Origin of the sequence: Caproiciproducens sp. MSJ-32, assembly GCF_018918055.1 — a bacterium.
GTDB lineage: Bacteria > Bacillota > Clostridia > Clostridiales > Clostridiaceae > Clostridium.
In genome coordinates, this window is record NZ_JAHLPS010000038.1 from 18,475 (window position 1) to 28,991 (window position 10,517).

Genomic DNA, 10,517 nt, shown 5'->3' on the forward strand with positions numbered 1-10,517 from the left:
CCCCTTCTATTCCATCACCTGCCAATCATTTGGCAGCAAGTCTATATATTTTTTATTAAAATATCTATCATCAATTAAAAGTACTCTTCCTTTATCCTCTTCTCTTCTTATTACCCTTCCTAAAGCCTGCATAACTTTATTTATACCAGGATACACATAAGCATAATCAAAACCTTCCTCTTTAAAATAATGCATTATAATATTAGTTTCATTTGATATTTTAGGAAATCCTACCCCTATAATTATACTTCCTATAAGTTTTTTACCTGGAAGATCTATCCCCTCAGAAAACATTCCTCCTATTACGCAAAAGGCACTTATATTAGCACCTTCATAAAAATTGCTTAAAAATTCTTCTTTTTCCGCTTCTGTTAAAGATTCTCCTTGAATTATTGTTCCTTCTTCCCCATATAATTCTATATATCTTAGATAAACTTTTTTCATATATTCATATGAAGGAAAAAAAATCATATAATTTCCTATCTCTTCTTCAATAAATCTTTTTATTATCTCGCATAGCTTATCTATATTTTTATCCCTATATTTATATCTCATATTTAAAGGATTTTTATAAACTTTTAAGTTTTCTTTATTAAAAGGTGAAGGCAATCTCAATCTATAACTGTTAATATCTCCACCTAATAAATTAATATAATAGCTTAAAGGAGTTAAAGTAGCTGAAAAAATTATACTTGAATAAGCTTTTCTTATTATTTCTCCCAAATTTTTTGAGGGATTTATACAAAATAGTTTTATTTTTATATCGCTTTTTTCTTGTTCAATTAAAGTAACATAATTATCATCATATAATTCAGAAATTGAAATAAAGCTTCTTATCTCAAAATATAAATCTCTTATTTCTTCATAACCTTCTGTATTTTGAGCAGTTATTAAATATTCATCACACTCCTTTAAAAATCTGCCAAGCAATTTGTATAATTCTTTGTATTCTTCCTTTTTATAAAAACTATTAAGCTCTTTTTCTTGAAGCTCCCTTCTTAATTCTATAAAGAAAGAATTTATATCCCTTAAAACTTTATATAATTTCCTCGCCTTTCCTTTAGTTATCTTACTTCCATTTAAAATTTTACTTTTATAAAGCTCAGAGCTAAACATTTCTCTTGCTCTACTAATAAGATTATGGCCTTCATCAACAAGTAATATATTACTTTCAATATCTTCTTCAAAAAACCTTTTTAATCTAGCCTTTGGATCAAAAGCATAATTATAATCACATATTATCAAATCACACCATAAGCTTAAATCTAAAGATAACTCAAAAGGACATACTTTATATTTTTCAGCATATTTTTCAATTTTACTTCTTGAAAAGTTATTTTCTTCCTTTAATAGAGAATAAATAACTTCATTTATCTTATCATAATAATTAAGGGCATATTCGCAATACTCTGGATTACATTTTGCTTTTTCCTTAAAACATATTTTTTCCTTAGCGGTTAAAGTTATATTCCTACATATAAGACCTTTTTCTTTTAAAGTTTCAACAGTATCTTCAGCAACAGTTCTTGTTATTGTCTTTGCTGTTAGATACATTATTCTGCTTCCTTTACCTTCCCCTAAAGATTTAATCGCTGGAAACAAAGTAGATATTGTTTTTCCTATTCCTGTAGGTGCTTGTGCAAATAAAATGCCTTTTTCCTTTATTGTATTATAACAGGTTACAGCTAGTTTTTTTTGTCCCCTTCTATATTTTTCAAAAGGAAATATAAGTTCCCTAATTGATTTATCTCTTTCTTCCTTTAATTCTAAACTTAAAATAATCATTTTTTTATATTCATTTAATATATTATAAATAAACTCTTCTAATTCCTTAAGTTGAAAATTTTTATCAAAACTTTTTACTTCCTCTGTTTCTATTTGAAAATAGCTTAATCTTACATATATTTCATTAAGTTTATTTTGAAAAGCATAAATATAAGCATAAAATTTCCCTTGTGCCCAATGAAGCTCATTATAATCTTCATCTATATTAATTAAATCCCTATATGTAGATTTAATTTCTTCTATATAAACCCTATCTTCATCTATTATTATTCCATCCGCTCTACCTTCAATAATTAAACTTATATCATCTATAATAAATTCTTCTTCTAAATGAACTTCCTTATTATAATTTTTATAAATCTTCTCATTAGATTTTTGCAGCTTTTGATGAGCAAAAGTTCCTTCTATAGCCCTAGTTCTTCCTAAATATCTATCATCTATACTTCCTTCTTTTAAAACATATTCAATTATTCCCCTAACAGATTCTTTGACAACTGCTTTTTTAATCATATATAATCTTCCAACCTTTAAATATATTAATCCAAGTTAACATAATTATAAAATTAGGGCTGTTACAAACAACCCTTTTTTTAAATTAAATATTTCTTATTGAGTTTATACTTTGAGAAAGATTGTTAATACTAATCGTAAGATTTTCCAATTTTCCTTCTATTCTTATTAATAGATATAAAGAAATTGCAATTGGAAAACCTAAATTCGATATTAATTGAACAATATCTTCCATATTTATCACCCCGTTTTTCATATATGCGGCAAATAAAAATTTTAGGGCTTGTTTAAAATTTACTCTAAATAAAATTCATTAATAATTTTTTGAGCTAACTTTTTAATAGCGCTTGCCTGTGCAATTAATGACATTACTACTAAAAATGTACTAATACTATTTTTATCTTTTTCATTTAAATTCAATTCAGAAAGCACATTATTAATACTTTCTTCTGTTATAGAAGAATTAGCCAATAAATTTTTAAAACTCTTACTTTGAGTTTCTGCAAATATTCTATAAGCTTTTTCCCAAGATATAATATCATCTTCCCTATTATTTATATCATTAAAAGCCATAGTGAAAACCTTTTTAATTTCTTCCGTAGTCAATACTGGTCTCATATAACTTAAAAGAACTAGCTGGACTAGGTGTAATTTTGTATAACCTCTTTTTTTACCATCTTCAGGCTTAGTTATTACTTCACTTTTTATATAATTTTGGACTATATTATTAGTATATTTATCATCAGAAAACTTATCATTTAAAAAATCTATTACTTGAGATAAAAACAAATCATATTTAGGAAATTCATCATAATCAATAATAATATTATTAGATAAGTCTTTTGCTAATTCACTTATATAATTAGCATCTAGTTTTTTTGTCATATTATCCACCTCTGTAATTCCATTATAGGTAATATTATATAGTATTTATAAACTTATTACAAGTTATTATATCTGATTTTATTATGATTATAGAATAAAACTTCTAATATTTTGAATTTTTCATTATTTTTGTAGAATTTTTAATAATACAGTAATATATTATTATTGTTGACATTTTTTGTTTATTTTATCATATATTTTTTAATTTTATTCTAATATAATTATAGCATATTCTTTAAAAGCTTGAGGACAAGCCATTCTACATTTTTTTTAAATTTCGGGATTTTTTGATTAAATACTATTGACTTTTCTAATTTATGGGAGTATATTGTATTTATGGTTTTATGTTGCATATATTTTTTATAAATACAAAATTTTTTCTGATTAATATTGACTTTTAATTACAATTTTGTTAATATGAACATATAAAGATGTCGAAACTTGTTTGAAGGAGGAATTTATTATGAAATCAACTGGAGTAGTTAGAAGAGTAGACGAATTAGGAAGAATCGTTATTCCTATAGAATTAAGAAGAACTTTAGATATAGCTGAAAAAGATGCTTTAGAAATCTATGTAGATGGAGAACAAATTATATTAAAGAAATACGAACCAGCTTGTATCTTCTGTGGTGATGCTAGAGATGTTATTAACTATAAAGGAAAAAACATCTGCAAAAACTGCATGAATGAACTTAAGAAGTAATTTTTTAATATAAAATAGCTGTTACATAATTATAGTTGTGTAACAGCTATTTTATTTAAAACAATTAAATTTCTGTGGAATATTTATATACTTCTTTCTTAGAAATATTCCTTTCCTTTGCAACTATTTTTATGGCTTCTTTTTTACTCATTCCACTTTCAATTTTTTTTAGTAAATGCTCTTCTATACTTAAATCTTTCCATAAAGCTTCTTTTTCAGCTAATATTTCTTCATCAGTTTTACCTTCTATAACTAATACAAACTCTCCTCTAGGCTTATTTTCATTAAAATAACTTATTGAAGAAAGTAAATCCCCTCTAAATATTTCTTCATGAAGCTTAGTCAACTCTCTACATACAGATATTCTTCTATTTCCAAGAGCTTCTAGCAAGTATTCTAAAGTACCTATTAACCTATGAGGTGCTTCATATATTATCAGGGTATCTCTATAATTTTTCATTTCTTCTATTATCAAATTTCTATCCTTATTTTCTCTAGGCAAAAAACCTCTAAATACAAATTTTGTTGTATCTAATCCTGAATAAACTAATGCTGTAGTTATAGCCGTCGCTCCAGGTAAAACTTCAAAAGCTATATCTTCTTCTATACATCTTGACACTATAACACTTCCTGGATCTGATATTCCAGGAGTACCTGCATCTGTTATTAAGGCAATATTAAAGCCTTCTTTTAATTTATTTATTATATCTTCACTTTTACTTTGTTCATTATGTTTATGATAACTAAATAAAGGCTTTTTAATATTAAAATGATTTAATAGTTTAAGGCTCTGTCTTGTATCTTCAGCAGCAATCATATCCACCTTTTCTAATACTTCTAAAGCTCTTAAGGTTATATCCTTTAAATTTCCTATTGGAGTAGGTACTAGATATAACTTTCCCTTTTCCATAATTAAACCTCCCTACCATAAATCTTATTTATTTCTTTTGTGTAACTTCCATCTTCATTATGAACATATAGAGATTCCTCCCATTTCAAATAAGCTCCCCCATCTCTTTGTCCTTCTATTAAAACTATATTTGGAGCTTTATTAACTTTAGGATGAACCAATTGTATTCTCTTAGGCTCTATTTTATGTTTTCTCATTAATTGAAATATATCTATTAATCTTTCGGGCCTATGTACCATATACATTCGTCCATTATCCTTAAGTAACTTTCTGCTAGCCACTATTACATCTTCTAGATTACATAAGATTTCATGCCTAGCTATAGCTAATTTATCTTCAGGATTTAATATTCCTGTATTATTTAATTTGTATGGAGGATTAACAGTTAAAACATCAAATTTTCCTAGTGTATGAAGAAATTTTAAATCTTTTAAATCAGCTTGATAAAACTTTATGATATTATCAATTTCATTATATCTGGCACTTCTCCCTGCCATCTCTACCATATCTTGTTGAATTTCTACTCCTATAATTTCCTTTGCCTTATATTTACCATATATCAAAAATGGAACTATTCCTGTTCCCGAACATAAATCAATTACCCTATGATTTCTTTTTACTCTAGCAAAATTTGATAATAATACAGCATCTACTCCAAATCTAAAGCCAGATTTTTTTTGTATTATATAAAGATTATCCAACTGTAAATCATCAATTGATTCATTTTCTAATAACTTAATATTATTATTCATGTGTATCCCTCAACTATTTTTATTATATTCTTATCAAAATTTCAAAAAATATGATTTATATTAATATAATATCACAAAAATAACTCCGCCTAAAATAGACGGAGTTATATGTCCACTATAAATCAACTTCTAATTAATTACTCTTCTAGCAGTATAGAAAGATGTTATTGGAGAAACTTTTACTGATTCACCTGGGTAAGGAGCATGAATATATTGTCCACCTCCAACATATATTCCTACATGATCTAACCCGTAAGTAAACACCAAATCCCCAGGTTGTAATTCGTCATATGATACTTCTCGACCTATGCCTACTTGGGAATATGTTGTTCTGCTTATTTCTATTCCTGCAGCATTTCTATAAACATAACTTGTAAAGCCAGAACAGTCAAAAGATGATGGACCAGTTGCCCCATAAACATATGGAGTTCCTATGAATTGATATGCAAAATTGACTATAGAATTTGCAGATCCTGTATAGGTTTGTCCCCTATTAGCATTAAGCCTAGCTGCTTCTTGTGCTTGTAATTCTTCGATTTTTAAAGTTGCTGCATAAATAGCATCTTCAACTTCTTGTATTACTATAGGACTCTTAAGTTGATAATCTCTAATATTAGCTAATTGGCTAGAAGCACTTTGAAGTTCATCTATTGAATTAGAAGAATTTATTAATTCAATTTGATAAGCAACAAGTTCTCTTTCAGATACAGAAAGGAATTCTTCATCAAATCTTGATCTTTCTTCTTCAATCTTTGCAATCAATTCTTCTTGTTCTTTCTTTTTATCTTCAAATTCTTCTAATATTTTATTTGTTTCTTCATTTATTTTTGTAATTTCATCAGCCTTAACTTGTAATGAATTTATTTTTTCATCAAGGCTTTGCTTTTTCTCCTTTAAATCGTTAACTATTTCCTTATCTATGCTTATAAGCTTTGCTGCAGAATCTAGTTTTGAAATAAGATCACTAAAACTTTCCGCACTAAAAATAAGAGCTAAGTAATTAACTTGCCCACCTGACTTATAAAGCTCTCTAAGCCTATTTCCTAGAATTTCTTCTTTTTCAGCAATTTCAACTTTTGCATTTTCTATTTCTTTATTAGTATTTTTAATTTCTTGCTTAATGTTATCTATTTGTTTATTATTTTCCTCAATTTTATCTGCCAAAGGCATAATTTGTTCATTTAATTTAAATATCTCACCCTGTATTTCTTCTATTTTACTATTTAATTCTTCATATTTTCTTTGATTTTCAATAATCTCCTCATTAGGAGTAGCGAAAACTGGATGAATTAATCCCATTGTTATAGCTCCAGCCATAACAATCGATAAAAGTTTCTTATTCATAAGTTTGGTCCTAAGACCATCCCCCTCTCCTTACCTAAGATATTACCATTATAACACTTATGGAAACCTTAGACAATGGTAATTTTTAATAAATTAGATGTTTAGGCGATGTAAATGTATTCTATACATATTCTTAGCTGGAAAATATTCAAAAAACTTCTATTTGTTTTTTTATTTTCCCCTATAATATATGCTTCAAACAATATAAAAAAGAACCAATAAATGCTATTTATATATATTATATAATTTTATTATTTTTTAAAATAACCTTTTGAGCTATTGTTTGAATTAATATTAAAACAATGAATAATATAACAATATAATTTGATTCAAATATACTAAAATAATCAGCTATTCCTATTAAAATACCTAATATGCCTAATATTAAATTTAATAAAGCATTTATTTTTATATATTTATCAACATTTTTATAAATCATACTTTCTTCAAATGATTTTCTTATCTTTTTACTTTTTAGATATATTAGTCCTATTATTAAAAAGCCAATACTTGATAATAATATAACTATAGTTGTAGCTTTCATATTTTTCCTCCATTAATATAACTAATTTATATAGTAGAGCAAATTTATAAAATATTCAATATTATTATTATGTTTATCTTTTCAAATATTAATGAAATTAACTTTATATAATATTTATGCTTATACAAAATATAAAAAATATAATATTTTAAAAGTTGACATGTTCAAATTTTAGATATATAATAATAATATGCGACGGGGTGTGGCGCAGATGGGAGCGCGCGTGGTTTGGGACCATGAGGTCGCAGGTTCAATCCCTGTCACCCCGACCATAAAAAAATCTTCTCTAACCGAGAAGATTTTTTTATTTTATGCTTATAAATATTAATTAAAATCTATATACTCTTCTGCTTCTTTAAATTTCTCTTCGATACCAATATAATTACATATATGAATTATAATTGGAATAGTTAAAATATAAATATACATAAAGATTCTTCCCAATGACTTTCCCCCTAAAAGTTCTTATAATTATTATAGTTAAAGAAATAATTTTTGTTATAATTTTTTAAAATTTATTTTATGAATTTTTATTAATGAAAAAGTGGAGGTTTTAATATGAAGAATATAAAGGGAGTAATTTTCGATTTAGATGGGACCTTAGTTGATTCAATGGGAATTTGGGCTCAAATTGATGAAGAATACTTAAAAGAATATAACTATGAAGTTCCTTCTAATTTACAAGAAGAAATTACTCATTTAACACTTACAGAAACAGCTCTATATTTTAAAAATAAATTTAACATAAAAGATGATCCTGAAATAATAATAGAAAAATGGAATTCTATGGCTCATCATCATTATTCGAATACAATAAAACTAAAAGAAGGAGTAATAGAATACTTAAACTATCTTCGCTCAAATAATATAAAAATTGCCCTAGCTACTAGCAACTCCGTCCCTTTATTAGAGGCAACTTTAAAAAATAACAATATATATGATTTTTTTGACGCTGTATCAACTACAGAAGAAGTAAAAAAATCAAAAAGCTATCCTGATATATACATATTATCAGCAGAAAAATTAAATTTAAATCCAGAAGAATGTTTAGTATTTGAAGACATAGTACAAGCTGTTAAAGGGGCAAAATCTGCAGGAATGACAGTTTATGCTATTTATGATGAAGCTTCTAAAGATCAGAAAAAAGAACTTGAAGAATTAGCAGATAGATATATTATGAGTTTTAAAGAACTCATTAATTAAAATTAATATAAAAAACAGTTTCCAATACAAAATATAATTAAGAAAAAATTTAGTTAATCTAAATTATATTTCTTAAAATATGTATTGGAAACCGTTAATTATTTTTATGCTCTAGTTACACCGTATTTCTTTTCTAATTCCATTATAGTATCAAGATATTTTCTTTCTTGCATTTGTTGTAATAAATTATTCACTATTTGATCCTTAACTTCTTCAAATCTCATTTCTTCAGCTTCATTTTTTTCTTCAACTTTTATTAAATGATATCCAAATTGAGTTTTTACTGGATCAGTTACTACATTTAGTTCTGAATTAAAGGCAGCATCTTCAAATTCCTTTACCATCATTCCTTTACCAAAGGTTCCTAAGTTTCCACCTTGTTCTTTTGATGGACAACTTGAATATTTTACAGCTGCGTCCTCAAAACTTATTTCATTATTTTCTATTTCTGCTTTTATAATTTTTGCAAGTTCTTCTGAATCAACTAAAATATGTTTAGCTGAAACTGTAGCCTGCTTAACGAATTGAGCTTTATTTTGATTATAATAATTTAAAGCATCTTCTTCTGTAACAGTAACATATAATAATATTTTATTTAATGTTAATTGAGTTAATATATCGTACTCTGCTTGCCTTACATTTTCCTTATATTCTTCAGTTGAATCAATTTTTAATTCTTTTCCAAACTTATTTATTAGTTCAAAAGAAATCATTTGTTCTAAAAGTTGTCTTTTTGCATCCTCTGTTTGAAAGTATGCTCTTCTATCTGCTGGATATCTATTTATCATAACTTGCAGATCTGATTCTTTTATTTGTCTTCCCGCTACATTGGCTAATATTTTATCTTGCATTAATTTTCTCCTTTATCTTTATATTTTTAATAACATAACTAATTATATCAGAGTTTTTAAGAAAATATACAATATTATTTTATTTGATTAAAAATTTATATTCTGATAATATTTTACTTAACTAATAAAATATTATCTTATAAAGGAGGATCTATTATGAATATTGGCGATATGGCTCCTGATTTTGAATTACCAGGATCAGATGGAAAAACACATAAATTAAGTGATTATAGAGGTAAAAAGGTTATATTATATTTTTATCCAAAAGATAATACTCCAGGTTGTACTACTGAAGCTTGTGACTTCAGAGATAATTTTAAAACAATAGGAGATCTAAACACCATAATTCTTGGGATAAGCAAGGATAATTTAAATTCACATAATAAATTTATTGAAAAATTTAACTTACCATTTGTTCTTTTAAGTGATGAGGATAAAACAGTTTGCAGCCTATATGACGTCATAAAAGAAAAAAATATGTATGGTAAAAAGGTTATGGGCATCGAAAGAAGCACCTTCTTAATAGACGAAAATGGTCTTTTAATAAAGGAATATAGAAAAGTAAAAGTAAAAGGTCATGTTGAAGCTATAATTGAAGAATTAAAAAAATAAAAAAAGCACCAATATTTATTAGTGCTTTTTTTATTATGGTGCCTCGAACTGGAATCGAACCAGTGACACGAGGATTTTCAGTCCTCTGCTCTACCGACTGAGCTATCGAGGCATATTACCTGGCAACGTTCTACTCTTCCACAGGGCTTCCCCTGCAGTACCATCGACGCTGTAGAGCTTAACTGTCCTGTTCGGAATGGGAAGGAGTGTTTCCTCTACGCCATTGTCACCAGATTTATCATTAAATTTTTGAGAGTTTGTTCTCTCAAAATTGCACATGAATAATGCCATTTATTTTGGTCAAGCCCTCGACCTATTAGTATTAGTCAGCTAAATATGTTACCATACTTACACCTCTAACCTATCAACCTTGTGTTCTTCAAGGGGTCTTACTAGCTTATGCTATGGGAAATCTCAT

General features: G+C 26.5%; 11 protein-coding genes, 2 tRNA genes and 2 rRNA genes. 4 read left to right on the plus strand and 11 right to left on the minus strand.

Annotated elements, in window-relative coordinates; genetic code table 11:
* Positions 1-6: 6 nt before the first annotated feature.
* From KQI16_RS04560 to KQI16_RS04570, 3 genes are all read right to left on the minus strand, one after another.
* Entirely contained in the window at positions 7-2,295 is a 2,289-nt protein-coding gene (locus tag KQI16_RS04560; RefSeq protein WP_286172876.1) for an ATP-dependent DNA helicase, read from the minus strand.
* 85 nt (positions 2,296-2,380) lie between these two features.
* Positions 2,381-2,530: a YvrJ family protein gene (locus KQI16_RS04565; RefSeq protein ID WP_216432527.1), complete on the minus strand. Its 150-nt coding sequence runs from the start codon at positions 2,528-2,530 to the stop codon at positions 2,381-2,383.
* 59 nt (positions 2,531-2,589) lie between these two features.
* A complete protein-coding gene (locus KQI16_RS04570; protein WP_216432528.1) occupies positions 2,590-3,180 on the minus strand; it encodes a DUF1836 domain-containing protein in 591 nt (196 codons plus the stop codon).
* A 463-nt stretch (positions 3,181-3,643) separates the two neighbouring features.
* On the opposite strand from KQI16_RS04570, the gene KQI16_RS04575 reads away from it, so the two are divergent.
* Positions 3,644-3,883: an AbrB/MazE/SpoVT family DNA-binding domain-containing protein gene (locus KQI16_RS04575; protein WP_119866403.1), complete on the plus strand. Its 240-nt coding sequence runs from the start codon at positions 3,644-3,646 to the stop codon at positions 3,881-3,883.
* Positions 3,884-3,947: 64 nt separating this feature from the next.
* Here KQI16_RS04575 and rsmI read toward each other — a convergent pair whose 3' ends face one another.
* From rsmI to KQI16_RS04595, 4 genes are all read right to left on the minus strand, one after another.
* Positions 3,948-4,793 (minus strand): 16S rRNA (cytidine(1402)-2'-O)-methyltransferase, encoded by an 846-nt coding sequence (gene rsmI, locus KQI16_RS04580; RefSeq protein ID WP_216432529.1) that lies wholly within the window; start codon positions 4,791-4,793, stop codon positions 3,948-3,950.
* 2 nt (positions 4,794-4,795) lie between these two features.
* Positions 4,796-5,545: a tRNA1(Val) (adenine(37)-N6)-methyltransferase gene (locus tag KQI16_RS04585; RefSeq protein ID WP_216432530.1), complete on the minus strand. Its 750-nt coding sequence runs from the start codon at positions 5,543-5,545 to the stop codon at positions 4,796-4,798.
* 129 nt (positions 5,546-5,674) lie between these two features.
* The gene (locus KQI16_RS04590; protein WP_216432531.1) at positions 5,675-6,889 is read right to left on the minus strand and encodes a C40 family peptidase; all 1,215 of its coding nucleotides are present in this window, start codon (positions 6,887-6,889) and stop codon (positions 5,675-5,677) included.
* Between the two features lie 238 nt (positions 6,890-7,127).
* The gene (locus KQI16_RS04595) at positions 7,128-7,433 is read right to left on the minus strand and encodes a hypothetical protein (protein ID WP_216432532.1); all 306 of its coding nucleotides are present in this window, start codon (positions 7,431-7,433) and stop codon (positions 7,128-7,130) included.
* A 196-nt stretch (positions 7,434-7,629) separates the two neighbouring features.
* On the opposite strand from KQI16_RS04595, the gene KQI16_RS04600 reads away from it, so the two are divergent.
* A tRNA-Pro gene (locus KQI16_RS04600) sits at positions 7,630-7,705 on the plus strand.
* Positions 7,706-7,991: 286 nt separating this feature from the next.
* Positions 7,992-8,636 carry an HAD family hydrolase gene (locus KQI16_RS04605; RefSeq protein WP_216432533.1) on the plus strand — a complete coding sequence of 215 codons (645 nt, stop codon included), beginning with the start codon at positions 7,992-7,994 and terminating at the stop codon, positions 8,634-8,636.
* Positions 8,637-8,740: 104 nt separating this feature from the next.
* Here the strand turns inward: KQI16_RS04605 and KQI16_RS04610 are convergent, their stop codons facing one another.
* Positions 8,741-9,487, minus strand: coding sequence for a peptidylprolyl isomerase (locus KQI16_RS04610; RefSeq protein WP_216432534.1), 747 nt, complete (start codon positions 9,485-9,487; stop codon positions 8,741-8,743).
* 156 nt (positions 9,488-9,643) lie between these two features.
* Here KQI16_RS04610 and bcp point away from each other — a divergent pair, with 156 nt between their 5' ends.
* The gene (gene bcp, locus KQI16_RS04615; RefSeq protein ID WP_216432535.1) at positions 9,644-10,099 is read left to right on the plus strand and encodes a thioredoxin-dependent thiol peroxidase; all 456 of its coding nucleotides are present in this window, start codon (positions 9,644-9,646) and stop codon (positions 10,097-10,099) included.
* 36 nt (positions 10,100-10,135) lie between these two features.
* Here the strand turns inward: bcp and KQI16_RS04620 are convergent.
* The 3 genes from KQI16_RS04620 to KQI16_RS04630 all read right to left on the minus strand — a co-directional run.
* Positions 10,136-10,211, minus strand: a tRNA-Phe gene (locus KQI16_RS04620).
* Positions 10,212-10,216: 5 nt separating this feature from the next.
* A 5S ribosomal RNA gene (gene rrf / locus KQI16_RS04625) occupies positions 10,217-10,333 on the minus strand.
* Between the two features lie 62 nt (positions 10,334-10,395).
* Positions 10,396-10,517, minus strand: a 23S ribosomal RNA gene (locus tag KQI16_RS04630); the annotation flags it as partial.